At 76.0% G+C, this 24,949-nt stretch carries 12 protein-coding genes and 1 pseudogene; 2 read left to right on the plus strand and 11 right to left on the minus strand.

The window, feature by feature from the left end:
* From ACWDBE_RS15475 to ACWDBE_RS15485, 3 genes and pseudogenes are all read right to left on the minus strand, one after another.
* Positions 1-1,825, minus strand: a pseudogene (locus ACWDBE_RS15475) (hypothetical protein); the annotation flags it as partial.
* Positions 1,826-2,121: 296 nt separating this feature from the next.
* The gene (locus tag ACWDBE_RS15480; protein WP_449808302.1) at positions 2,122-3,723 is read right to left on the minus strand and encodes a lipase maturation factor family protein; all 1,602 of its coding nucleotides are present in this window, start codon (positions 3,721-3,723) and stop codon (positions 2,122-2,124) included.
* A gap of 335 nt (positions 3,724-4,058) precedes the next feature.
* Positions 4,059-5,132, minus strand: coding sequence for a GAF domain-containing protein (locus ACWDBE_RS15485; protein ID WP_449788560.1), 1,074 nt, complete (start codon positions 5,130-5,132; stop codon positions 4,059-4,061).
* 413 nt (positions 5,133-5,545) lie between these two features.
* Between ACWDBE_RS15485 and ACWDBE_RS15490 the strand changes: the two genes are divergently transcribed.
* A complete protein-coding gene (locus tag ACWDBE_RS15490) occupies positions 5,546-6,823 on the plus strand; it encodes an acyl-CoA dehydrogenase family protein (protein WP_449788561.1) in 1,278 nt (425 codons plus the stop codon).
* A 406-nt stretch (positions 6,824-7,229) separates the two neighbouring features.
* Positions 7,230-9,092, plus strand: a complete 1,863-nt coding sequence (locus ACWDBE_RS15495) for a sensor histidine kinase (protein WP_449808254.1) — start codon at positions 7,230-7,232, stop codon at positions 9,090-9,092.
* A 112-nt stretch (positions 9,093-9,204) separates the two neighbouring features.
* Here ACWDBE_RS15495 and ACWDBE_RS15500 read toward each other — a convergent pair whose 3' ends face one another.
* The 8 genes from ACWDBE_RS15500 to ACWDBE_RS15535 form a co-directional block, all read right to left on the minus strand.
* On the minus strand, positions 9,205-9,663 hold the full coding sequence (locus ACWDBE_RS15500) for a MarR family winged helix-turn-helix transcriptional regulator (RefSeq protein ID WP_392872158.1): 459 nt from the start codon (positions 9,661-9,663) through the stop codon (positions 9,205-9,207).
* Positions 9,664-9,815: 152 nt separating this feature from the next.
* On the minus strand, positions 9,816-11,834 hold the full coding sequence (locus ACWDBE_RS15505) for a hypothetical protein (RefSeq protein WP_449808255.1): 2,019 nt from the start codon (positions 11,832-11,834) through the stop codon (positions 9,816-9,818).
* Positions 11,831-15,766 carry a vWA domain-containing protein gene (locus ACWDBE_RS15510; protein WP_449808256.1) on the minus strand — a complete coding sequence of 1,312 codons (3,936 nt, stop codon included), beginning with the start codon at positions 15,764-15,766 and terminating at the stop codon, positions 11,831-11,833. Before ACWDBE_RS15510 ends, ACWDBE_RS15505 begins: the two co-directional genes overlap by 4 nt.
* A gap of 4 nt (positions 15,767-15,770) precedes the next feature.
* The gene (locus ACWDBE_RS15515) at positions 15,771-16,922 is read right to left on the minus strand and encodes an ATP-binding protein (RefSeq protein ID WP_449808257.1); all 1,152 of its coding nucleotides are present in this window, start codon (positions 16,920-16,922) and stop codon (positions 15,771-15,773) included.
* Positions 16,919-21,973 carry a hypothetical protein gene (locus ACWDBE_RS15520; RefSeq protein ID WP_449808258.1) on the minus strand — a complete coding sequence of 1,685 codons (5,055 nt, stop codon included), beginning with the start codon at positions 21,971-21,973 and terminating at the stop codon, positions 16,919-16,921. Before ACWDBE_RS15520 ends, ACWDBE_RS15515 begins: the two co-directional genes overlap by 4 nt.
* Positions 21,970-22,827, minus strand: a complete 858-nt coding sequence (locus ACWDBE_RS15525) for a DUF4132 domain-containing protein (protein WP_449808259.1) — start codon at positions 22,825-22,827, stop codon at positions 21,970-21,972. Before ACWDBE_RS15525 ends, ACWDBE_RS15520 begins: the two co-directional genes overlap by 4 nt.
* A gap of 252 nt (positions 22,828-23,079) precedes the next feature.
* Positions 23,080-23,862 (minus strand): ABC transporter ATP-binding protein, encoded by a 783-nt coding sequence (locus ACWDBE_RS15530; RefSeq protein WP_449808260.1) that lies wholly within the window; start codon positions 23,860-23,862, stop codon positions 23,080-23,082.
* 28 nt (positions 23,863-23,890) lie between these two features.
* Positions 23,891-24,916 (minus strand): ABC transporter substrate-binding protein, encoded by a 1,026-nt coding sequence (locus ACWDBE_RS15535; RefSeq protein WP_449808261.1) that lies wholly within the window; start codon positions 24,914-24,916, stop codon positions 23,891-23,893.
* Positions 24,917-24,949: the final 33 nt, after the last annotated feature.

Consider the following 24,949-nt stretch of genomic DNA (forward strand, 5'->3'; position numbering starts at 1 on the left):
GCTCCGCCGCTACGGCCTCAGGCTCGGACTCGGACTCGATCTCGGCCGCCGGCGCGACCTCAGCAGCGGCCTCCTCGACCTCAACGGCCGGTTCCTCGACCGCGACGGCGGGCTCGGCCACGGCGGGCTCTGCGACGACAGCCTCAGGCTCGGGCTCTGCGACGACAGCCTCAGGCGCGTTCTCGACCACCGGCGCGACCGCGTCCTCGACGGCCGGCTCCTCGACCGTGACCTCGGCAGCGGTCTCCTCGGCCCCTACGGCCTCAACGACCTCAATGACCTCGGCGCTCTCGGTGACCGGGGCGTCCTCCGGCTCCACCTCCGCCGTCGGCTCGTCCGCGGCCTCGGCCAGAGCGGCGGTCGCGGCGGCCACCAGGTCGTCGGCCGCCGGGGAAGGCGCCGGGAGGGAGACCACGGCAACCGGCGTCTCCTCCTCGGCCTGCGCCGCCGGCGGCTCGTCGTCAGCGGCACCCGCGTCCGACGCCGTCTCTGCCTCCGCCCCTACCTCTACCTCGACCTCCGTCACGACGTCGGCCTCGACCTCGTCAGCCTCGGTCACAGTCGCCGCAGCAGCGTCGTCGGCCGACTCCGCCACAGGCGTCACCAGGACCGGAACCTCCTCCACGAGGCCGTCCCGCTGCCCGGCGGCCAGCGCCTGCAGGGCAGCCGCCTCGGCGTCAGCCCGGTCGACCGACTCCTCGGTCCCCGGCTCGTCGGTCCCGGACTGCTCGGCCGCAGCCTCCTCTGCACCGGTCCCACCGTCGACCTCGGCGCCGACCTCGACCGCGGTCTCGGCCGCCGCCTCCGCGGTCTCCTCGGTACCCGGCTGCTCCTCGACCACCGTCTCCTCGACCGCGACAGCGGCCGCCTGCTCCGCCAGCCCGTCCCGCTGCCCGCCGGCGAGCGCCTGGCGGGCCGTGTAAGCGGCCTCGGCGGCGCGGCGGTCGGCCTTGGCGGCGGCGAGTTCGGCGAGCAGGTCGGCGAGGCCGGCCTCCTCCAGGCCGGCGCGCAGGCCGCGGATGGTGGGCAGGCGGTAGAGGGTGCCCTCGTCCGCGGCGAGCCGCTCGACCAGGTCGATCAGCTCGGCGAAGGGCAGCCCGTCCAGGTCGTGGTCGGGCAGCAGGCGGGCGAGGCCGCGCAGGCCGGTGTTGATCGCCTCGAAGGCCTGGGCGGTGCGGTCGACCAGGGCGCCGTCGGTGGGCACCCGCGGGAGGGTGCCCACCGGGGCGAGCGCGGCCCAGGCGCGGCGCTCGATCTCCGCGGAGGTGAGAGCCTCGTGCAGGTCCTCCCGGCGGATGCGCCGGTCGATGGCGAGCGCGACGGCCTGCTTGCGCAGCGAGCGGCCCCGCAGCCAGGAGAGCTTGACGCCGTTCTCGCGGCGCCAGGCGCTGTCGGCGGTGGCGGCGGCGAGGGCGCCGAGGTCGGCGTCGTACGCGGCGGGGAAGAGGGTCGCGGAGGTGCGGTGCACCCGCTGGAGCATCTCGACCAGGAGCGCGGTCTTGGCGACGGTGTCGGGCTCTTCGAGCTTGGCGTCGGCGGCGAGGGCGGCGACGGCCTCCCGGGTCTGCTGGAGGTCGCTGCCGCGCAGCTCGGCGAGGGCCGTGGAGGCGGCGCGGGCGTCCTCGGGGGTGGCGACGGTGTCGACGGCCGCGTACCAGGCGTGGGTCTCGGCGGTGAGCGTGAAGGCCCCGAGCTCCGCGTAGCGGCCGAGGTCCTCGCGGAGGTCGGGCTCCGCGGCGGCGTCCTGGGGGTCCTTGACGTCTGCGGCGTCGGCGACGTCCGCCGGGTCGGCTGCGTCGGCGTTGCGCGAGTGAAGCACTGTCATGTGAGGTCCGGTTCTGGGCGACGACGGCGGGGCTGGCGGCGAGGGGGCGGCGGACCGGGTGCGCGAGGTCGCCCCTGGGGGGCAAGGGGGCGCGCGGTCGGGCTGCCGGTTGTGGACGCCCAGAATACGGGTGCCCGTTCGAGCCTTGCACGCACCCACCGTCCGGATGGGCGGGTGTCGTATGCCATACCGCCCGCCTGGCCGCCACTCGGGCGGTCCGCACGGGTGGTCCGCACGGCGGTCCGTCCTTGGTCCGTCATTGGTCCGTCATTGCTCCGGACGGGTGTCCGTGCTGCTCACGGCTCCTCTCCGCGGGGCCCGCGCCGTCCCCCGTCGGACGGCCCGGACGGCCCTGACGGACCGGACCGGCGGCCGGACTGGCGGCCGGGCCGCTGGAACCCTCCCAGCGGCACCTCCCGGACGCCCCGGCCTCCCGCCGGGCCCCGCCGGCCGAGCGGCGGCCGGTACCCGGCGCGGCCGAGGGCCCGCAGATCGACCGGCGCGAGGTACTCGCTGAGCGCGGTTCGGTGCCACCACGCGCCGGTTTCCCGCAGTTCGCGCCAATCGGTGAACCGGTACAGGTAGAGGGTCGCCCGGACGTGGGTCGGCGGGGCGTCCGGGAAGGGGTTGTGGCGCAGCAGGCGCAGGGTGGCCCGGTCGCCGGCGAGCAGGCGGGCGACGAAGGGCAGGAACCAGGGGCGGGCGTAGGCGGGCGAGATGCCGGCGAACCACATCAGCCAGTCGAGCCGCAGGTGGTAGGGCGCGAACTGGCGCGGGAGTCGGCGGACGTCACCGGGCTTGCCCTTGAAGCCGTACTCGCGCCAGACGGTGTGCGGGGTGAGCACCGCCTCGTCGGTGCCCTCGACCACCACCTCCTGGCGGAGCCGGTTGACGCTGCCGAAGGCGCCGTAGGTGTTGACGAGGTGCAGCCGGTTGAAGGAGCGGTTCATGGCCTGGCCGCGGGACAGCATGTTGCGCACCGGCCAGTAGCTGAGCACGACGACGGCGGCGGTCAGCGCGATCACCAGCGCCTCGTACCAGACCGGCGCGCCGGGGTACGCGCGGGCGTGGACGGGCAGGCCGAGGCGGGCGGGCTGCACGGCGGCGATGGCGAGGGCGATGGTCAGCCAGTTGAGCCAGGCGAAGTTGCCGGAGGCGACCAGCCAGAGCTGGGTGGCGAGGACGGCGCAGGCCGCGTAGCTCGCGACCGGCTGCGGCAGCAGCAGGCAGACCGGTACGACGAGTTGGACGACGTGGTTGGCGGCGGCCTCGACCCGGTGCAGCGGGGCGGGCAGGTGGTGGAAGAACCAGCTGAGCGGTCCGGGCATCGGCTGGGTCTCGTGGTGGTACTGGAGGCAGGTCAGGTCACGCCAGCAGCTGTCGCCGCGCAGCTTGATCAGTCCGGCGCCGAACTCGACCCGGAAGACCAGCCATCGCATCAGCCAGAGCACCGGGGCGGGCGGGGCGGTGTCGGCGTTGCCGAGGAACGCGGCGAGGAAGCCGGCTTCGAGCAGCAGGGACTCCCAGCCGAAGGAGTACCAGGTCTGCCCGACGTTGACGATGGAGAGGTAGAGGCCCCAGAGCGCCATCCACAGCAGGACGGACGCCCAGAGCGGGACGGCGTCGCCGAGCCCGGCCACCACGGCGGCGGCGAGGGCGGCGCCGCTCCAGGCGACGGCGGCGAAGAACCGGTCGCTGTAGTGGAGGTGAAACAGGCCGGGTGACTGTCGGAACGGGACGCGGGCGGTGAACCGGGGCACGGGCAGCATGCCGTCGGCGCCGATCAGGGCGCGGAACTGCGCGGCGGCGGCCAGGAATCCGATCAGGTAGAGGGCGGCGAGCAGGCGTTGGACGAGCAGTCGGCTCAGCCAGTAGTCGGGGGCGGCGAACCAGTCCATGCGGCCCATGCCTACCACCCGGGACCCCGGGCGCGGGGCCGGTCGGGGCGGTGGTACGGGGTCGGTTCACCCGCTCGGCCCGGACGGCGGGCCCGGCGGGCTCGGGCGGGCTCCGACTCGGGCGGGCTCCGGCGGGGTTCGGGTCCGGCGGGCTCCGACTCGGGCGGGGCTCGGCTCCGACTCGGGCGGGCTCCGGCGGGCTCCCGGTGAACTCCCTTCCCCGGACGGCACCGTGGCGGCACCGCGCCGGCACCGGGGCCGCACCGCGGCGGGGTCCTCTCCACGGGGGTGAGAGGCGCCCGCCACGGTGGTGGACGGTCCGCACCGGCCGGGGGTCAGCCGGGCAGGCGGGTTCCGGCCTCGCCGGCGATGGCCGAGCGGCCGGGCACCGAGGCGCCGCTCTGCTGGAGCCGGTCGACGAGCAGGGCGGCCAGCGTGCCGAGCTCCTCCTCGGTGCGGGAGCGGGCGGTGATGTCCATGCCGACGGTGAGGACGCCGTTGATCCGGCCGGTGAGCGCGGCCCGCAGCGGGGTGCAGGTGAAGCTGAAGACCTGTGGGCCGCGCTGGGCGTCCGGGCGGGCGGACTGGATCCGGACGTCGTCGAGGACGGCGGTGCGACCGGTGTGGTAGGCCTCGGCGACGGTCTGTTCGAGGCCTACCGCGCCGAGCAGCGGGTACGCGGCGCCGATCGTCCCGTAGGCCGTCGGCGCGCCGAAGGTGTCGGCGTGCTGGGCGTTGGCGTACCGGATCTCCTGGCCCGGGCCCTCGGTGAGCATGATGGGGAACGGCGAGCCGTCGAAGGCGGCGAACATCTCCTGGCGCTGGGCGAGCAGGCTGTCGCGCAGCCGGATCTCGGAGAGCAGCGCCTCGGCGAGGTGCTGGATGTCGCGCAGCCGCTCGCGCCCCCACTGCCGGGGTTCCCGGTCGAGGACGCAGACGGTGCCGATGACGGTGTTGGTGTCGTCGACGAGCGGGGCGCCGAGGTAGGCGCGGACGCCGAGTTCGTCCACCACCGGGTTCCCGGCGAACCGGGGGTAGGCGAGGATGTCGTCGAGGGCGAGGGGGGAGCGCTGGGCGACCACGTGCGGGCAGAAGCCGTGACTCAGCGGCATCTCGCGGGTGGGGAGGTCGAAGGCGATGCCGCGGTCCGCCCAGGACGACCCGTCCTCGGCCGGGGCGTCGGCCGAACTTGGCGGGATGTAGAGCCCCCGGAACATCTGGCGCTCGTCGTTGATGAAGTTGACCATCGCGATGGGAGCGCGCGTGATACTGGCTGCCAGGTGGGCGAAGCGGTCGAAGGCCTCGTCCGCGGACGGGTCGTTGAGCCCAAGGCCGCGCAGCCTGCGGGTTCGCGCGGACTCCCCGGAGGCACCCGGGAACTGGCCTTGAGTGCTCATCACATCAGTCATGGCGCACATGTAACCAGACATCAGAACCGCTGGAACGCTTCGATCGGGCGTTCCTCGGCATTGCCGATGGCTTGTCAAAACCGCATGTGAACGACAGGTCGACGGACCGTCACGGAAGCGAAGTTCGATTCCCGTCCGAGGCCCGGGCGAAACCCCTCCCGGCGGGGATGGACCGAATCGCGCCAATCCAAGATCGACTCTGGGATGCCCCGGTGCCCCATACAACAATGAGCCCTGCCGAAGACACGGACGGCGCCCGTCACCGGGACACCGCCCCGTGACGCATGCGCCGATCGCACCGGGGCGACCGGCCGGAACTCCCGCACCCCCACCGCCCCCCGAGGGCGTCGCCGGAGCGGCATCGACGGCACGGACGGAGGCACGGCACCACACGCATCGAGAGGACCGGAGCAATGGCGATGGACTACTTCACCGACGACCGTCACGAGGACCTTCGCGCCGAGGTCCGTGACTTCGCGGAGAAGGAGGTGCGGCCGAGGGTGGCCGGGATGGAGTCCGAACGGAAGATCGAGTTCGAGCTGGCCCGGGAGATCGCCCGCCAGGGCTGGATCGGCGTGACGATCCCGCGGGAGTTCGGCGGCCTCGGCCTGGGGCACGTCGCCAAGACCGTGATCATCGAGGAGCTGGCCCGGGTCAGCGGGGCCGCGGGCTCGATCGCGCAGGCCTCCCAGCTGGGCGTGGCCAAGGTCCTCCACTACGGCTCCCAGGCCCAACGCCGCAAGTGGCTGCCGAAGTTCGCCTCCGGAGAGTGCCTGCCGACCATCGCCGTCACCGAGCCGGAGTCCGGCGGGCACGTGCTCGGGATGACCGGCACCGCGGTCCGCGACGGCGACGAGTACGTGCTCAACGGCCGCAAGTGCTTCGTCGGCAACTCCCACATCGGGGACGTGCACGGCGTGGTCCTGCGCACCGGCCGGGGCAGCCGGGGCCTGTCCGCCTTCCTGGTCGAGAGCGACCGCGTGGGGTTCCGCACCGGCTCCCCCGGGTCGCAGAGCGGGCTGCACGGCTTCAGCTTCGGCGAGATCCTCCTGGAGGACTGCCGCGTTCCGGCCGCCAACCGGCTCGGCCGGGAGGGGCAGGGCCTGGACGTCGCCTACTCCTCCTCCACCCTCTACGGCCGGATCAACCTCGCCGCCGTCGCGCTCGGCATCCACACCGCGGTCGTCGAGGACACCGTCCGGTTCGCCGAGGGGCGCGTCCTGTACGGTCGGCCGATCAACCAACTTCCCAACATCATGCTCAAGTTGGGCGAGATGCAGTCCCGGCTGATGACCGCCAGACTCGCCGCCTACCACGCCTCCCACCTGCTCGACCACGGCCGCGCCTGCGACGCCGAGCTGATGAACGCCAAGCTCATCAACACCGAGTACGCGCTGGACTCCGCACGCAACGCCATGGAGATCCACGCCGCCCGCGGACTCCAGCCCGAGTTCGGCATCGAGCGCTACCTGAGGGACGCCACCCACGTCTACCCGCCGGCCGGCACCTCCGACGTCCAGCGGCTGCGGCTCGGGCAGTTCGCCTCGGGCACGTACGGCAAGCAGTGGTCGGCGGAGCTGTCCGACCTGACCAGCTGGGCCTGGAGCGAACTCGCCGCCCAGCGGGACGCCCCGGCGGAGAAGCCGCCGGGACGGGGCGGACGGGTGCTGCCGATGCCACTCGCGGGCTGAGACCCGTCCGCCCGCCCCGCCACGAGCGGTACTTGACCTGTTCCTGGCGGCCTCTCCCCGGGGCCTCACCCGACCTCCGGGGACCGCCGCTTCGACCCGGCCGAGGGCCGTGAGCTGCGGCGTCACGTCGGCGGAGCGTGCGGCACGAGCGCCGCCACAGCGCCATCAGGCCCTCGTACCCGGCCAGTTGATGTTCATCGACGACACTCGGGCTGATAGCGTTCCGTGCCGTCGGCGGCCGCGCTGCACCCCGCCGGGCCAGTGACAGCACGTCACCGGCTCCGGCAGCCCAGGCCTCGACGCCCCGAAGCCCGGCCGCTCCGTACGGGGTCGAACCGCCGCCCGGACCCACCGGTCCGGACCGGCGTCCCGGTTCCCGCGACGCGGCCCTGCAGCAAGGAATCAGATGCCAGGCATACCGGCCCGCCGCACGGGCCACCGCGCCGGCCGGTCCGGCTCGCTCCGCGGCCGGCTCCTCTCCCTCGCGCTGGTCCCCAGCCTGGGCCTCGCGGCCGCCTGGGGCTACGCCGTCCACCTGCTGCGCGACTCCGGACAGCGCACCGCGCTGCTGGCCGGCAGCGCGGCCGTCGCCGCGGTGGTGCTGATCAGCCTGTTCCGCGGCATCCGAACCGCCTGGACGCTGTCGGCGCGGCTGTCCGACCTACGGGCCGACACCGTCGCGCTCGCCCGGCAGGAGATCCCCGAGGTCGTCGAACGGCTGCGCGCCGGAGAGCAGGTGGCCGCCCCGACCGCCTGGGCACCCTCCCGGCGCGGCGGCGACGACCTCCAGCAGGCCTCGGAGGGCCTGGCCACCGCCCGGCAGGCCGCGGTCGCCGCCATCATCCACCAGGCCCAGGGCCGCGAGGGGACGAAGAAGGTCTTCCTCAACATCGCCCGGCGCACCCAGATCCTGATCCACCGGCAGATCAGCATGCTGGACGCGCTGGAACGCGAGCACGAGGACCCGGAACTGCTGCGCGAACTGTTCGCCGTCGACCACCTGGCCACCAGGATGCGGCGCAACGCCGAGAACCTGGTCATCCTCGGCGGCGCCCTGCCCGCCCGACGCTGGCGGACCGCCGTGCCCGTGGTCAACGTGCTGCGCAGCGCCGTCTCGGAGACCGAGAGCTACTCCCGGGTCGTCGTCCAGGGCGTGCCGCGCGTCTCGCTCGACGGGCAGGCCGTCGCCGACGTCATCCACCTGGTCGCCGAGCTGATCGAGAACGGCACCACCTTCTCCCCGCCGTACACCCAGGTGCAGGTCTCCGCGCAGGAGGTTCCCACGGGCCTGGCCGTCGAGGTCGAGGACCGCGGGCTCGGCATGACCGAGGAGGAGCACCGGCGGATCAACGATTACCTGGCCGCCCCTCCCGAGCTGGACGTCTCCGCGCTCGGCGACGACCTGCGGCTCGGCCTGTTCGTCGTCGCGCGCCTGGCCGCCCGGCACGACGTCCGGGTCTCCCTGCGGCCGTCCCCGTACGGCGGCACCCGGGCCGTGGTGCTGGTGCCCTCGGCGCTGCTGGAGCGGGCCGGGCAGCCGCCGCAGTCGGCCGCGGTGCCGGGGCTGCCGTCGGGGGCCCGGATCACCCGGGTCCCGGCGTCCGACGCGCGTCCGGGGGCGGGGGGTGGCAGTGCTGGGGGTGGCAGTGCGGGGGACGCCAGTGCGGGAGGCGGCAGTGCGGGGGACGCCAGTGCGGGAGGCGGCAGTGCGGGAGGCGGCTTCCGGCCTGGAGTCGGGTCCGGGGCCGGTCCTGGAGCCGGGGCTGGTGTCGGTTCGGGTTCCGGTTGGGGGTCGGCTTCCGGTTCGAGTTCGGGGGCGGGGTCGGGTACGGGGTCTGGTTCGGAGGCGGGGTCGGGTTCGGGGCACGACGGCCTCGGGCGGGATCCGTCGGGCGCGACGGCCGTGGGAACGGGCGGAAGGCGGGACGGGGGCCAGGCAGCTCCGGGGCCCTTCGGCGCCCCGGGGGCTCCCGCCGTCCCGTACGCCACGGACGGCGGCGGGACCGGCGCTGTCGACGTCGTGCGGGCCGATGCACCCGACAACGGGGGCCTGCCGGTCGGCGCCGAGATCCCCGGACTGCCCGGCGCCGTGGTCGTTCCCCGGCCCGTGCCGCCCCGCATGTACGACCTGTCGGGCGGCCCCACCGTGGGCCACGGCGCCACCGCGCCGGTGCACGGGGCGCTCCCCGCACCTTCGACCCCGCCGCGAGCCCCCGGGGAAGCCTTCGGGGAAGCCCCCGCCGTCCGGGAGTCCGAGGGCCCGCGGTGACGCCCCGGCGGACCGTGGCCGCCCCGGCCCTGCCGATGAGCGCGGTCCGGGTACCGCCGGGCGGGCCGGTCTGGGCGGGACGGGCCGTCTCTACGGGCGGCCCGCGCCGGGCTCAGGCGTCGGCGTGGAGCGGGTGCAGGTCGGCGAGCGACTCGACCAGCGGCGCCAGTTCGGGGACCTCGGTGGCCTCGGCCAGCGTCGCCTCCAGCGCGGCGTCGTGCACCGGGCGGGCGGCCGTCAGCAGGTCGCGCCCCTCGGGCGTCAACTCGGTGTAGATGCCGCGCCGGTCGTCCGCGCAGAGGTAGCGGCCGAGCAGGCCCCGGTCCTCCAGGCGGCTGACGAGTCGGGTGGTCGCGCTGCTGCTGAGCGCCGCCGCGCGGGCCAGCTGCTGCATCCGCATGTGCCAGCCGTCCTGGCGGGAGAGCGCCTCCAGCACCGTGTACTCGACCACCGAGAGCTTGAACTCGGCCTGGAGCGCCTTCTCCAGCGCGGTGTCGATCATGCCGTGCAGCGCGGCGAGCGTCCGCCAGCCGCGGGCCCGGATCTCGGCCGCATCGTCGCGGATTCCCATGACTCGCCTACCCTTCCGTCGCGCTGCTCGTACCCTGTGCCCGACGAGGCCCCGTGCGCGGTGTCGTACGAGGTCTCGTTCCGCGTCTCCTCGTCTTCCGCTGACAAGTATGCCAGTTGGCGCGGAATACCGTTCTGTGCAAATAGTTCGGCTTATACCCCGGCCGCCTCCTCCCCGGACCAGGCCGCCGCACACAGCGCCGCGGCCAGTTCCTCGGTGTAGGAAGCCGCCGTCAACCAGGCGATGGCGAAGGCCCCGTGGTCGTCCGTGACGATCCGGCCGAAGACGTCGCGCTGCCGGTGGGCCGCGCCGGCCCGGAGGCCGTCGAGGAGTTCGGCGGCGGTGGCCAGCCCGGCGGCGCGCAGCAGTGCGCGGTCGGCCGCTGCCGAGGCCCCGCTCGGCGCGAGGGCGTGCCGCCCCGTGGTGACCGTCTGCTCGACCCGTCGGGCGAGCACATGCACGGGCGGGCCGTACGGCGCCGGGCCCGCTGCCGGGGCCGTCGGCTGGGCCGTCCGCTGAGCCGTCGATGCGTCCACCCGGTCGTCGGCTGTCGGGTCGGCCTGAGTGGCGGAGGCCTTCGCGGGCGCGGCGAGGTCGGCGGTCTGGAGGCGTTCGAGGCCGAGGTTGACCCGGCCCGCCCGCTCCACGGGCCGGGAGAGCGGGCCGGGGTCGTCCGGGGGCGTGCCGATCGCGAGCAGGCGCAGCTCGGGACGGTCCGCGCGCTCCAGACGGCCGATCACCCGCAGCCGCAGGCCGGGCGTGGTGGCGAGCAGCGCGAGGTTCGCCCGGAAGGGGAGGTCGGGGTGCTCGTGCGCCGGGCGCAGGACGACCACCGGGCCACCCAGCGGCCCGTCCGCCGGCCCGCCCGCCGGCGCCCCCGTCGTGCAGCGCGCCAGCAGCTGCGACGTCCCGCCCGGACCGGTGGGGGCGGTGCCCAGCAGGGTGACGTCCAGGAAGAGCAGGTCGCTCCCGGCCGGGCGGCTCTCGTACGGCAGCTCCTGCGCCGCGAGCGCCCGGGCCACCTGAGCGGGCACCGGTTCGGCCCAGAGCCGGGCGGCCGGCTCCGCCGTCCACGCCGTGCCCGCCGCCCGGACCGCCCGGACCGAGGCGCCGGCGCCCAGCCGTCCGCCGGTGGACCTGGTCGCGCCCTGGACGGCCAGCCCGGCGCGGCTGAACTCGCGGTGGCTCAGCGCGGCGTCGCCCAGCCGGACCGTCCGGTTGCCGGCCCCGACCGCCTGCGGGGCGGCGGCCGCCGCGTCGTCATGCGGCATCACCTCGGCGATCGTGCTGAGACGCCCGTTGGCGTCCACCGCCCAGCTGACCGCGCCCGCATGGGTGGCCGTCAGCACCGGCTCGGCGAACAGGCCGTAGAGCCGCAGCCCGCCCTCCTCCCGGTAGGCCTGGCGCGCGGTGCCGCGCAGCTCGACGACCGGGGCGGCACCGGCGGCCAGGGCGGTGGTGAGGCCGAGCAGTTCGCGCAGACCTGCCACCAGGTCGACCAGCCGGTGGTCGGGCGCGCCGGAACGCGCCGCCCGGACCCGGGTCACGACGGTGACGGCGGCCGCTGCCGGGCGGTGCAGGCCCACCAGCCGCACCCGGTGGGCCGCGCGCAGCAGTTCGGCCTGGGCGACAGCGCCCGCCCCGCTGACCCCGGCGGCCAGCACGGCGGCCGCGGCCCGGTGGAGGTGGTGGACGGCTTCGAGCTCGACGGCGGTGAGCGGGGTGGGGGCCGGCCGGTCGGCCGACTCGGCGGCCGCCGCCGTGGGTGCCGTCGCAGTGCCGCCCCCGGGCTCGGGCGCCGGCCCGGGCTCGGACCCGGTTTCGGCCCCGGACTCGGAGGCGGGCCCGGGCGCCGGCTCGGGCTCGGCCTCGGCAAGCGGGCAGAGGGTGACCGCGGCGGCCCGGTGCACGCAGGCCGGGGCGAGCAGGCAGCCGCAGCGGACGCCGGCTTCCCCGGTGACCACCCCGCCCGGGGCGTGCAGCACGAGCACCGTCTCCTCGTCCACCTCCACCCGCCACTCGTCGCCCTCTCGGACCACCGGCCGCTCCGCCAGCTTCGCCGCCGCGCCGTCCAGCCGCTTCTGCAGCCGGGCGCTCAGCCCGGCCACCACCTCGGCGACCACCTCGGGCCGCACGCCCGGCCAGTCGCTCGTCCGTGCCGTCACACTCATCGCACCTTCTCCCCCACCCAGCGGGCCAGTTCCAGCGGGCTCAACGCCGCCACGGGCATTCCGGCCGCGACCAGTTGGCCCGCGACCGCCTTCGAGTAACGGGCCGTCCCGGTGTCGTCCAGCGCCGCGCAGCCGAGAAGGTGCACGCCGGAGTCCACCAGCGCCCGGGTCTGGGCCAGCAGCCCGCCGACCGGGCCGCCCTCCTCGAAGTCGCTGACCACCGCGATCAGCGTGCGGGACGGCACCGTCACCAGCTCCCGCGCGTAGCGCAGCCCCTTCGCGATGCTGGTGCCGCCGCCGACCCTCACCTCCAGCAGCAGGCTCAGCGGATCGTCCACCCGCTCCGTGAGGTCCAGGACCTCGGTGGAGAACGCCACGAAGTGGGTGCTCAGCGAGGGCACCCCGGCCAGGATCGAGGCCGTCAGCGCGGCCCACACCGTGGAGGCCTCCATCGACCCGGAGACGTCCACGACCAGGATCAGCCGCCAGTCGTTGGCCTGCCGCGCCCTGGTCCGGAAGACCGGGCGCTCGGGCACGATCAGGGTGCCGCCGTCCGGCGCGGGACGGGCGGTGGCGAGGTTGGCCCGGATGGTCCGGTCCAGGTCCAGCCCGCCGCCCGGGCGGCGGGACGGGCGCGGCACGGCGATCCCGGTCAGGGCCGGGCGCAGCCTGGTGGCCAGCTCCCGGCTCAACTCGTCCACCAGGCGCCGCACCAGCGGGCGCAGCCGGGCCACCCGGGCCTCGGGCAGACCGCCCGCGTGGTCCAGCACGGTGCGCAGCAGGTCGACGGACGGGCGGACGGCGGACGGGTCGATCGCCTCCAGGACGTCGGTACGACCCTGCGCGACGGCGGCCGCCAGCACCTCCTCCCGCACGCCGGGGCCGAACAGGGACTCCAACTCCTCGGCCCACTCCCGCACACCGGGGTACGGGGCCTCGCGGCCGCCCTTGCCGCCCCGGCTGTCCACGCCCGGGCCGGAACCCTCGCCGTGGCCGCTGCCGTACAACTCGTCCAGGGCGGTGGCGAGTCGGGCGCCACGGCCGGTCAGGCCGCCGCTGCCCGGGCGGCCGAGGAGCAGCCGCCAGCGCTCGGCGGGGGCGAGGGTGCGCGGCGGGGTGGTCACGGCAGGAGGCCGGGTGGCCGGCAGCTCCGTGGCCGGGGGCGGCGTGGCCGGGGGCGGCGGCGCAGCGACCGGAGGCTCCGCGGACGTCGGGGGCTCCACGGGTGTCGGGGGCAGGAGGCCGCGACGGGCGAGTGCCGCACGCGCCGCGAGGTCCGCGCGTACCCAGCCGGCGAGCACGGCGGGGCCGGCCTCCTCGGGGAGAGCGGCGAGCCGGGTGCCCAGGCGCTCCTCGACCAGGGCCAGCAGCCGGTCTCGGGCGGCCGGGCTGAGGGTGTCGAACCCGCCGCGCAGTGCGGGCAGCCGGTCCAGGAAGGCCTCGTCGGGCAGCGAGGTGACCCGCTCCAGCACCGGTTCCAGCGCCTGCGGCGCGGAGTCGAACAGGCCCTCCGCAGCCGTCAGCAGACCGACCAGTGACCGCCCGAGCGCGTGGCGTGCCTCCGGACCGGTCGCACCGTCCACCCAGGAGGCGGCCCGGCCGCCCAGGGCCTCGGCCGGCTCCTGCCCGAGCAGCACCCGCACCGCACCGGCCGCAGCCCGCACCAACGGGCTCCCCCGCTCGGCGAGTTCGGCCAGCACGTACGCCAGCCGCACCCCACCGAGTCGGTCCGCCCGCCGCACCAGTTCCACCAGCGCCCGAGCGTCCAGTGGGTCGTCCGACCCGCCCAGCCCCTCCAACTGCCGGATGGCGGCGACGGTGAGCACCTCTCCGGCCGCGGCGAGCACGGGCCGGCCCGTCGGTGCGGACGGCGCGCCGGGCCCGGTGCCCGGGTGAGCGTCTCCCGCAGGGGCGTGACGGCCGCCGGCAGTGGTCGCGCCCGTTCCGGCAGGGGCCGGGGCGGAGCCGCGAAGAGCGGTGTCGCCACCACCTCCGGCGGCCTTCCCAGCACTGCCCGCCGGTTCGGTGCCACCGGGGCCGGGTGCACCAACCACCGTGCCGTTCCCGTCCGTGGCGCCCCCGTCGACCGGGGCGCGGCCGGGCTGCTCCCGGAGGGCGGGGCGGGCAGGGGCGGCGGGCGCCGAAGCCGTCCCGCCGTCTGCGGCCGCGACGGCGCCGCCGTTGGCGGCGGCCACCACCTCCCCTCCCCGCGGGGTGCAACCCGGGAAGTGGCCCGCCGTCAGGCGGTCGACGAGTGCCAGGGCGTCGAGGAGGTCGGGGAGGGTGGCGGAGGTGGGGAGGACGGTGGTGAGCTGGGTGAGGCGGGTCTCGGCGAGGGTGGGGAGAGCGCAGGAGGCGGCGGCGGTGAGGCCGTCGATGATCTCGCGCGGGGTCGGCTGGTCGCTGAGCCGGGCGCGCAGGGCGCCTTCGGCGGCCTGGGCGGGGGTGACGCCGCGGGTGCCGGCCACGGTGAGCATGGCGGCGGTGGCGGGCGTCCAGTGCAGGCGCCAGCGGGTGCCGAGGGTCTCGGTGCCGCCGGCGCCGGTGGTGGCGACGGCCTCGGCGTAGGGGACCTCGCAGGCGGTGAGGCGGTGCAGGAGGACCTCTCGGCGGCGGTCGAGGGCGCTGCGCAGCGGGTCGAGGCGCAGTTCGCGCGGACCTGGGTCGGCGGGGCCCGGGAGGCCGAGGTCGCCGAGGAGGGTCTCGACGGCCGGACCGAGTCCGCTGCGCGGGGCGGCGGGGGTGGGACGGCCGGTGCGGGTGCCGACCAGGACCTGCTCGAGGGCGCGGGCGACGGCCCGGCCGCGGCCGAGGGGTTCGCCCTGGGCGAGGACGGTCTGCACCGCTTCGACGAGTTCGCCGCGGCTGGGGGCGGCGTGGCCGCGCAGTCGGGCGAGGTCCCCGGCCAGGCGGACGATCTCGCGGGCGTCCGCCGGGCCGCTGGGGTGGTCCTGGGTGCGCAGGGCGGCGCAGATCCGGACGGCGGTGGTGGTGATTGCCTGGGCGAGGCGTTCCGGGTCGCCGCCGGCGTCCAGGACGGTGTGCTGCCACTCCGGGTCGCGGATGCCCGCCGGGTAGCCGGAGCGGGCGTCGAGCAGCGGGTAGGTGTACGGGATCAGGGACAGGACGTGCCCGGGGTCGTCCGGGTGCGGCGGCTCCTCGGTGGCGAGCGGGCCGTCGAGCAGGGCGGGGGCGTGGAAGGCGCCGATCACGGCGGCGATCCGACGCCCGTCGGCCGAGGCGGCCTGGATGCGGGCTCGCATCCAGGCCTCGCGGCGCAGGTCGTACGGGTCGACGCCGGGGCCGGTCTCGGCGTCGCGGCGCAGCGCCCAGCCGACCAGCAGGGCGGCGCGCCGGACGGCCTCCGGGGTGGAGCCCGGGGCGGCCGTCTCGACCAGGCGGTCCCACAGGTCCCCGTCGGAGTCCCGTCCGGTGAGGCGGTGACGCAGCGCGTCGGCGACTCCGGGCGCGTCGGGGGTGGGGCCGGCGGGTCGCCGTTCGGCCGTGCGGGCGGCGCGGTGGGCGAGCGGGAGGTCGCAAGCGATGGCCTCCACTCCGTTGCGCCGGGCCCAGCGCAGGGCGGCGAGTTCCGGGGAGAAGTCGGCGAACGGGTAGAAGGCGGGCCCGGCCACCTCCCCGAGCCCGGACTCGGCCCCGGCCGGGGCCGCGGCGAGGGCGACCGGGGCCTGGGTGGCCTCGTCGGCGAGCCAGTCGAGCCACGGCTGGAACTCGGCGGGCAGCTCGACCAGGACGGCCTGCGGCCGTGCGGCGTCGAGCAGCGCGGGGACGACCGCGCTGAGGGACGGCGCGTGGTGGCGCACGCCGATCAGGTAGGGCCCGGGGCGGCCGGTGCCGGAGGCGGCCAGCCGGTCGGCCTCGGCCCGGACCTCGCGGTCCGTGTCCTCCGGGCGGTGGATCTCCGCGCTGCTCATCGGATCAGGCCTCCAACACCGAGCGGAGGTCCCACAGGGTGCGCCAGGTGGCGGCGCCCTGTTCGGCGCGGCGGCGGACCGGGCCGTCCCAGTAGCCGAGCAGCCGGCCCGCGTCGGACGGTTCGTCCTTGCGGACGACGCCGAGGAGCTGGCCGGGCAGCCGGCCGAGCAGGTCCCCTCCGTCGGGCAGGTAGGCGGCGCTGACGCCGAGCGAGGTGGCGACGGAGACCGCCTCGGCGGTGCTCATCACGGTGGACGGGCGTTCGACGTCCCAGCCCTCGGTGGAGCGGCCGGTGCGCAGGTCGCGGAAGGCGGTGACCAGGGCCTCCAGGACGGCGTCGTCCACCGCGTAGGCGGCGCCGGCCCGGGCCACGGCGGCGGTGGACTGGCGGCGGACCAGGTCGACCTCGGCGGCGAGGCTGCCGATCGGGCCGACCGTCTCGAAGTTGAACCGCCGCTTGAGCGCCGCGGACATCTCGCTGACGCCCGTGTCCCGCAGGTTGGCGGTGGCGATCAGGGTGAAGCCGGCTGCGGCGTGCAGCTGCCCGTCCGGGGTGCCGGCCAGCTCGGGGACGGCGATGCGCCGTTCCGAGAGCAGCGAGACCAGGGCGTCCTGCACCTCGGGCAGGCAGCGGGTGACCTCCTCGACCCGGGCGACCGCGCCGGTGGTCATCGCGGTGAGCACCGGCGAGGGGACGAGGGCCTCGCGGCTGGGCCCCTTGGCCAGCAGCAGGGCGTAGTTCCAGCCGTACTTGAGCTGGTCCTCGGTGGTGCCGGCGGTGCCCTGGACGGTGAGCGCGCTGGTGCCGCAGACGGCGGCGGCGAGCAGTTCGGAGAGCATGGACTTGGCGGTACCGGGCTCGCCGACGAGGAGCAGGCCGCGTTCCCCGGCGAGGGTGACGACGCAGCGCTCGACCAGGGCGCGCTCGCCGACGAACTTCGGCTCGATGACGAGGCCCTTGCGCCCGGCCTTGAGCTTCTCGCCGCCGCTGCCCATCACGAAGGTGACCACGGCGCGCGGGGTCAGGCGCCAGCCGGGCGGGCGCGGGCCGCTGTCGTGGGCGGCCAGGAACTCCAGTTCGGCGGCGTACTTCTCCTCGGGCGGAACGGTCTGCCGGTCCGCGGCGGCGGGGGCGGTGGTGGTGGTCGTGCTCATCGGCGGGCCTTCCTGCGCTTGCTGGTCTGGAGCTCTTCGTAACCGGGGGTGTCGCCGTCGACGGTCCGCTGCCAGGCCCGGGCGAACAGCTCGGGGACGGGCAGGGTGACCAGCGCGGGCCGGTGGGTGGGCAGGTCGTACAGGGCGGCCTTCCAGGTCTCGGCCGGCAGCGCGGGCGCCTTGGCCTCCTGCCAGCCGCCGGGCAGGAAGAGGCTGCGGCCGGCCCGGGCGCGCTTGGCCTCCAGCACCAGGCCGGTGGCGGCGAGTTCGGCGCGGGCCTTTTTCAGCCTGGCGGGCTTCCAGCCCGTCCAGCGGGCGGCGTTGCGGTCGGTCGGGTCGGGCAGGGCGAGCAGCTGGAGGTAGAGCGTGGCCGCGTCCTCGCCCAGGCCGTGGGTGCGGGACACCTCGGTGACCAGCCCGGGGACGGACAGCTGGGGGTTCTGCAGCCAGGCCGGGCCCTCGCCGTCGGCCGGCACGGTGGCGGCGGAGGCCAGTTGCTCCGGCTCGCCGCGCAGCAGGGACTCGATGGCACGCCGCTCGACGGAGTACCAGTAGCTGTCGGTGAGCCCGTCGAGCAGTTCGAGCAGCGGGTCGTCCGGGCCGGTGAGGGCGGCCGGGCGCAGCCAGACCCGCTCGTACTTCTCGTGGTGCGGCGCCAGGACGAGCGCAGGACCGCAGCGGACCAGGCCGTCCTGGTCGGCGCCGCCCTCGGCGGGCAGCCCGAAGTGGGTGCGCAGGACGGCGGACAGCGGGGCGCCCTTGACGGTGCTGATCAGGTGGAGGTCGAGCAGCAGCTCCGGGTCGGCCAGCCGGTCGCGCAGCGCGGTGGCGGCGGTGGGCAGCAGCGGGCGCAGCGGGCTGTCGGCGGGCAGGTGGTAGGCGAGCCAGCGCAGCGCCTCGACGGTGTCGCGCAGCGCGCCGTTGTCGGGGAGGGCGGAGGCGTCCTCGGGGACCAGCCGGGGGCCGGACCCGCCTTCCTCGGTGATCCGGTAGCCGGTGCGTCGGGTGAGCCACGGGGTGCGGGAGGGGTTGAGCACCGCCTCGACGGTGTCGATGGACACGCCCTGGACGGTGGCCAGCGCCTCCTCCGGGAGGGTGACGAGCCGCCCGAAGCGCCGGATCCACTCCTCGGCTCCGGCGGCGAGGTTGGGGCCGTCCGTCCACAGGGTCTTCGGGTCGGCGGGCAGCAGAGCGCCCCAGACCGCGGCCAGGCCGGCGTGGTCGTGGCCGCACAGCCAGGCCCTGGCGGCCTTGAACTCGCCGGTCTTGAGGCCGAGTTCGGCGGGCACTGCGACGGAACCCCAGTGCAGCAGGCCGGACGGCGGGCTGAGCAGCAGGGCGGCGCGGGCGGCGCCGATGCCGGTGAGCGCGCTGAAGGCCTCGGCCCGGGCGGGGTCCACCGGGATGGTGCGGCGCAGCGCGGCGACCCGCCAGAACTTGGCGACCCAGGCGGCGGAGACCAGTTCCTCGGTGCCGCGCTCCGCGACGGTGGTGAAGTGCGCGACGGGGCCGAACTCCCCGCTCGGGTCGTGGTCGACGGCGAGCCAGTGGACCGTGCCGTCGTTGTACTGCCGCCGGTGGCCGAGGATGACGACGGTGCGCTCTCCGTGCCGCAGCACCTCGCCCTGGCGGCGGGTGACCTGGCGGTTGCCGGTACCGTTCGCGGCCGCCGGGACCGGCTCGGCGAGGACGATCTCGCGCAGGGTGGCGCCGCGGTCGGCCAGCGGGCCCCTGGTCAGTTCGCCGAGCAGCAGGACCAGCGAGGAGCGGTGGGCGGGCCGGGTGAACGGCGCGGCCACCGCGTAGGCGAGGGCGTGCAGCCGGCCGAGCAGGTCCAGCCAGCCGTGGTGGGCGTCGGCGCTGCGCAGAGTGACGGTGGCGGGGGTGGTCCAGCCCTCCCCGGCCGCGGCGGGCGGGGCGGCCAGCACGGCGCTGACGGTGCGCAGGTTGTTGAGCACCGCCCACTGCTCGGACTCGCCCCAGTTGCTGCCGAGGCCGTCGATCCCGGGCAGCACGGCCCGCACGGCGTCGCGCAGTTCGTGGTCGCGGCCGTGGTCGGGCCGCCACTCGGTGTCCTTCGCCGTGCTCGGGCGCTCGGCCTCCGGCTGCGGGAGGAACCGGGCGACCTGGTCGAGGAGGTTGGCCGCGGTGCGGGCGAGCCCGGCGACGCCGGCCAGCAGCCGCGGGTGGGCGATGCCGGGCAGGGCGGCGCCGACCGCCTGGACGGGCAGGGAGCGCAGGGCCTCGCCGTTGCGGGCGAGCGGGCGGCGCACGCCCTGGACGGTGAGCCAGCGCCGCTCGTCCTCCGGGCCCGGCTCGGCATCGACCGGCCAGGCGGCGTCGATCAGCCGGGCGGCCTGTTCGGCGGTGACGGCGCGCAGCACCTCGGAGCCCGCCTCGTCGCGCGGGCGCAGGGCGTGCCAGTGCGGGTAGGGCGGGATCAGCGGGGTGCCGGCGGCGGAGAGCTCTCCGGAGCGGCAGGGGCGCAGGTCGGTGGTGCGGTCGGCGCGGCCGGTGAGGTCGGGCAGGTTGAGCGCGAAGTGGTCGCCGGAGACGTGGCTGACCACCGGCGCGGCCCCGCCGGGCAGGCTGAGCCGGCCGACCGGGACGGTGTCCGTGCGCTGGCCGCCCAGCGGCACCACGATGTGCTGCCCGTCGGCGGTGAAGGTGGTGACGGCCTTGCCGGGCTCGACCCGGGCCCAGCTGCCGAGCACGGTGCCGTCGGTGCCGAGCGGGGTCCGCTCCAGGCCGGGCTGGAGCGGCAGCAGCCAGGTGCTGCGGTGGACCAGTCGGCCGGCCGGGGCGGTGGCGGCGATCACCGGTGGTTCGGCGGTGCGCCCCAGGGTGCCGGTGGCCGGGTCGAGTTCGCGCAGGACGGCGTCGCCCTCGGAGGTGCGGCGCTGCGTCCAGTAGCCGGTGCCGTCGCCGAGGACGCGGTGTTCCTGGGGCATCCGGGTGTCGCCGGCGTGCAGCGGGCGCTCGCCGGTGGTGCGGCCGCCGCCGGGCAGTTGGAGGGACGGCGCCTGGGGATCCCGGTTGCCGTAGTAGTAGCCGGTGATGGTCTGGCCCTCGAGCTCGAACTGCTCGTCCGGGCGGCTGGACCAGTAGGCGAGCTGCTTGCCCTCGTGCCGCCAGGCGACCAGCAGCTCGCCGTCGACCAGGCGCAGCCTGGTGCGGGCGGCCGGGCCGGGCGTGCGCAGGGTGTGCTCCAGCAGGATGCCCTCCGGGCCGACCACGACGGCCTGGTCGCGGCGGGAGAGGATCAGCTGCGGCCAGGCGTCCTCGATGACCAGCTCGTCCAGGCCGGCGACGCCCAGGCTGGGGACGGGGTGCTGCGGGGCGTCGGCGGCGGGCGGGTCGGCGAGCTTGGCGAGCGCCTCCTCCAGGGCGGGCCAGCCGAGTTCGTCCAGGATGCCGGCCCGGAGGGCGTCGGTGAGCAGCGTGGTGACGTCGAGGGCGGCGATCCGCTCGGCGACGGCCGGGGCGACCGTCCGGACGGCCGTGCGGTACTGGTCGATCGAGCGGACCAGGTCGGCGGCGCCGGCCAGGCCGCGGGCGGCGGACAGTTCGTCGGCGCGCTGCTCGGCCCATTCGGCGAACAGCTCGTTGAGCACCGGCAGGGCGGGTGCCCGCCGCTTGACGGCCGTCTCCCAGGCGCCCGGGGTGGCGGTGCGCAGCAGCGGCCGGTACCGCTCGTCGGCGGCGACGGCGGTGAGGGCGGGACTGTCGGGGCCGCACTGCGCGACCCACTCGCGCAGGTCGAGGCCGAAGCCGGACGGCGGGTCGGCGACCGGGACGCCCGCGGCCAGCAGCTGGTCCAGCAGGTCGATCCGGGTGTGGCTGCCGCGGATGCCGGTGTGGAGGTCGACCGGGACGGCGTCGGCCTTCAGCCGCTCGGCCATCCGGCCGGCCAGCGCGAGCGTGGCCGGGCAGCTGGGCCGGCTGCGCCAGCCGCGGCCGTGGTGGTTGCACCAGCGCTGGAGCCAGGCGGCGGCGGGTTCGGCGCCCTCGGGGCGGGGGCCGGTGAGCAGTTCCTCGGCGCCGGTCTCGGCGAGCAGCTCCAGCCAGGCGGTGTCGTGCGGGGCCGGGTCGGTGGAGGCCGGGTCGGGCAGCAGTTCCAGCAGGCGGGTGCGGACCGCCGCGTCGCCGCGGCCGAGTTCGACCAGCGCGCCGTGCCAGGACTTCCAGAACGCGCCGGGCGCCCGGTTGACCGCCGGGGAGTCCAGCAGCTCGGCGAGCAGCGCGCGTTCGTGCTCGGCACGGTCCAGTCCGGCGGCCTTGATCAGGGCGCGGGCGTCCTCGGCGACCCCGGCGTACGGGGCCATGCCGGCCGCGGAGCGCTCGGTGCACAGCTGGCGGAAGCGCTGCCAGGCGGTCAGCGGGTCGAGCCGCTGGGCGAGTTCCTTGACGTACTGGCGCAGGGACTTGACGGTGAGCGCACCGGCGAGGGCGAACTCCAGGAAGACGGCGCGCAGCCGCTCCTCGTCCACGGTGAGGCCGTGGGTGCGCTCGGCCTCGCGGGCCTTGCCGAACCAGGCGGCGGCGTAGGTCCGGTTCTCGTGGCGGAGGAAGATCCGGCCGACCTCCTCGCAGAAGGTGGGCAGGAAGTGCGGGACGGCCCGGCCGAGGCGCACTGCCAGTTCGTCGAAGCCGTCCTTGGCGGCGCCGGGCTTGGCGGCGGCCTGGCGGGCGAGCCGCTCCATCTCCTTGACCAGGGCGAGCGCGTGGTGGCCGTTGGCCGGGTCGTGGACCAGGGCCCAGGCGGGGAAGCCGAGCGCCTCCTGGCGGACCTGGCCGACCTCGGCGGGCGCGGCCTCGGGGGCCAGGCCGAGGAAGTCGAGGGCGAGGTCCTCGGCCTGCCCGAGGGAGCCGGGGACGAGCCGGACGATCCGGCGCCCGTCGAGCGCCGGGTGGGTGTAGGTGCGGGCGGTGAGCACGTCGGCGGCGCTGTCGGGGCGGCCGGCGTCGGGCAGCGTGCCGGGCGGGAGCACGGCCCCGGCGTCGAGCAGCTCCTCGGGCGTGGCGGCGGTCGGGTTCACGGTGGTGGTCATGCGGTCTCGTCCCCCTGGATCGTGCGGCCGGCGTACAGGGCCGCGGCCATCCGCATGCCCTCGGACCAGGCGACCGGTCCGACCTCGGTGAGCGGCAGGGCGCGGCCGTCGGGGCCGGCCCAGCTGAGCGCGCCGGTCTCGCACTCGTCGTACTCGTAGTAGTCGCCGACCCAGACCCGGGCCTCGACGGTGCGGCCGCCCTCGGTGACCGGCTGGACGGCGCAGCCGCCGCGGATTCGGCAGCCGAGCCGGTTGCTGCGCCCGACCAGCTCGCGCAGTTCCCGGTATCGCCCGCCGGCGTAGGTGGCGACCTCGGTGCCGGCCGGCACCTGCGCGGGCCGGTGCCAGACCTCGCGGTAGAGCTGCTGGACGCGCTGGGAGACGCCGAGTTCGACGGCGAACTCGCGCAGCTCGTCGAGGTCCTGGAGCAGGACGGGGTGCGGTATCAGGATCTCGCCGTCGGTGAGGCGCACGGTGTCGCCGTCCAGGTCGACCAGGCCGAGGCCGCGCTCGGCGTCGGCGCCGCGCAGGAAGCCGGCGACGGAGCCGTCCGTGGCGGTGACCACGAGGTCCTTCAGGACGCCCTGCCAGGCGTCGTCCGGCCACACGGCGGTGAGCACGGCGGCGGGCACCGGCAGCGAGCGGACCATCCAGCGCTCGACGGCCTCCAGGCAGCCGCGCTCGTGCGCGGCCAGCCACTCCGCGAGCTGCTTGAGCTGGGTGACCACCGGGTCGTCACCGAGCTTCGACGGTAGCGACTTGAGGTCGCGGCCCGCCGCGTTGCGGCACACCACCCTGCCGTCCCCGTCGAGCGCGACGCGGTACCCTCCCGCGCCCGTCTCCACCCATGCCACGGCCGTACTCCTCCCACCGGGAAACACCTGTCGATCGCCTTGCTGACCAGCGATGCGAGGAACGTAGCGAGGGGTACTGACAACGCGACGGGCGGGGTGACCCGGGCCCTGACATGGTGAATTCAAACCACTCGAACGAGTGATCGAAGAAGCGGAGAAAGGCGGGGCTGCTGCCCCCACGCAGCCGCCCCGCCCGTCCTTCAGCCCCCGGCCCCGGCCCCTCGGCCCCCGCTCCCCCGGCCCCCCGGTCCCTCAACCCAGCGGCGCCCGGGGCACGATCACCGGCGCACCGTCGCCCGGCGCCGCGAGCACATGGCTGTCGAGGTCGTACAGCGCCCGCACCAGCGGCGCGTCCACCACCTCGCGCGGCGGCCCGCAGGCCACCACCGCGCCGTCCCGCAGCGCGACCAACAGGTCCGCGTAGCGGGCGGCCGCCGCGAGGTCGTGCAGCACCATGACCACCGTCCGCCCGCCCGCCGCGACCCGGCGGACCAGTTCCAGCACCTCCACCGCGTGGCCGAGGTCGAGCGCGCTGGTCGGCTCGTCGAGCAGCACCACCGGGGTGTCCTGGGCGAGCACCATGGCGAGCCAGCAGCGCTGGCGCTGGCCGCCGGAGAGCCGGTCGAGGCGGCGGTCGGCGAGGTCCTCGACGCCGGTGGCGCGCAGGGCCTCGGCGGTCAGCCGCTCGTCCTGCTCCGACCACTGGCGGAACAGTCCCTGGTGCGGGTGGCGGCCGTAGCGGACGAGCCCGGCCACGGTGACCGCCTCCGGGGCCTGCGGGCTCTGCGGCAGCAGCGCGACCCGGTGGGCGGCCTGGCGCGGGCGCAGCCGCCACACGTCCTCGCCGCCGACCAGGACCCGTCCGCCGTCCGGCCGGTGCAGCCTCGCGACGGACCGCAGCAGGGTGGACTTCCCGCAGCCGTTCGGGCCGACCACCGCCACCACCTGCCCGGCCGGTACGGTGAGGTCGACGCCGCCGAGCACCGGGCGCCCCGGCCCGTAGCCGGCGCTGAGACCCTCGATCGTCAACTCCATGGCAGTCTCCCCCTCGCCCGGCGCGCGCTCAGTTGCCGCCCAGCGCCTTGGAGAAGTCGCCGATGACGACGTCGGCGGCGAGCGGGCCGCCCCGGGTGGACCAGACCGAACCGTCCACGGTGACGGTGTGGTTGTTCTTCACCGCGCCCAGTTCCTGGTAGGCGGGCTTGGACTGGACGTCCTTGAGCGCGGCCTTGCCGTCGTCGGTGAGGGTGGAGAGGAACAGCCAGTCGCCGTCGATCTCGCCCAGCTTCTCCAGGCTGAGCGCCGGGCTGTGCGCGTTGCCGTCCTTGTCCTGGGCGGCCGGGCGGGTCAGGCCCATGTCGAGGGCGACGCCACTGGCGAACTGCTTCTTCTCCATCCAGCTCGGGCCGGTGGGGTTCCAGCGCACGATGGACACGGCGGCGCCCTTGTTCCTGGTGAGCTCACCGCCCGCCCTGGCGGCCTTGGCCTCGTAGTCGCCGATCACCTTGTTGGCCTGGTCCAGCTTGTTGACGGCGTTGCCGATGCCGCGGAAGGCGAGCTTCCAGTCGTCGGTGGGCGCCATGGTGACCAGCGTGGCGGGGGTGATCTCGCGCAGCTGCTTGAGCACCTGCTCGTCCTGCATGTCGCCGGCCAGGATCAGGTCCGGCTTGGCGGCGATCACCTTGTCCATCACGGGCTGGAGGAGGTTGCCGACCACCGGGACGCCCTGCACCTTGTCCTTGAGGTACGCGGGCGGCTCGGCCAGGCCCTGGCCGTTGGTGATGCCGACCGGCTTGACGCCCAGGGCGAGCACCGCGTCCAGATCCTCCTGAGTGAGGGTGACGATCCGCTTGGGCTCGGCGGGGACCTCGACCGCCTTGCCGGTGGCGTCCTTGACGGTCCGCTTGTCACCGCTGCCGCCCTTGCCGCCGGCCGCGTCCGCCGCCGGGGAGGCGGCCGTGGACGAGCCCGAGGAGGAGGACCCGGAGGAGCCGCAGCCGGCGAGCAGGAGCGCGGCCGCCCCGGTGACGGCCAGCGCCTGGGCCGCGCGGCGGCGGACGGGGCTGAGCGGGCGACGGGCGAACGACATGGGGGCCTCCGGGGCAATGCTGGTACGGGAGTT

This window comes from Kitasatospora sp. NPDC001132, from assembly GCF_053598415.1.